This is a genomic window from Cognatishimia activa, from assembly GCF_001458335.1.
GTDB classification, from domain to species: domain Bacteria; phylum Pseudomonadota; class Alphaproteobacteria; order Rhodobacterales; family Rhodobacteraceae; genus Cognatishimia; species Cognatishimia activa.
This window is the reverse complement of sequence record NZ_CYTO01000015.1, coordinates 1-597: the sequence shown is the minus strand read 5'-3', so window position 1 is coordinate 597 and position 597 is coordinate 1. Positions and strand designations below refer to the sequence as shown.

At 65.2% G+C, this 597-nt stretch carries 1 pseudogene; it reads left to right on the top strand.

Annotated features, from left to right (window positions below):
* Positions 1-560 (top strand): annotated as a pseudogene (locus TA5113_RS08790) (SAM-dependent methyltransferase); the annotation flags it as partial.
* Between the last annotated feature and the right edge of the window lie 37 nt (positions 561-597).

Genomic DNA, 597 nt, shown 5'->3' with positions numbered 1-597 from the left:
CACCGGTCCTGCCCGATGTCGTGGCCATGAACCCGCCCTTTGCCTCTTCGGTCGATCGCTCAAGGGACAAGCACATCGCGGCCAAGCATCTCGTCGCGGCTGCGAAGCGCCTCGCGCCCGGCGGACGGCTGGTGGCGATCATGCCGCCGGGGTTCAGCGCCAAGCGTGATGCCGCGCAATGGTCGCGCGCCTGCGGCCTCTTCACGCCGCGCTTGGCGCTGACGATCCCGGGACAGGTTTATCGTAAGCTTGGCACGAGTGTGGAAACCCAGCTGATGGTCTTCGACAAGGTGCCGGAGGGTGGTGAGTTCATCCGCGCCACGGTGCGGGATCTGGATGAGGCCTCGGCATATGTCGACGCCGTGGTTGCGAACCGGCCCGAGGCGCGTCTCGCCCAAAGGGCGGCGACGAGCCCTCACGCGGGGAGGGTCGTTCCAGTGCCTGTCACGCGCAAGCGGCCTGTTGCAGCAGTCGCTGCATCCAAGACCAAAACCAACACCGCCGTTCCGCTTACCTTCACCAGTCTCGAGACTCCACGGGACAACACGCCGGTCTCGGACTGAATAGCCCCTAGAATTGTAGACGCCTTCTGCCCTA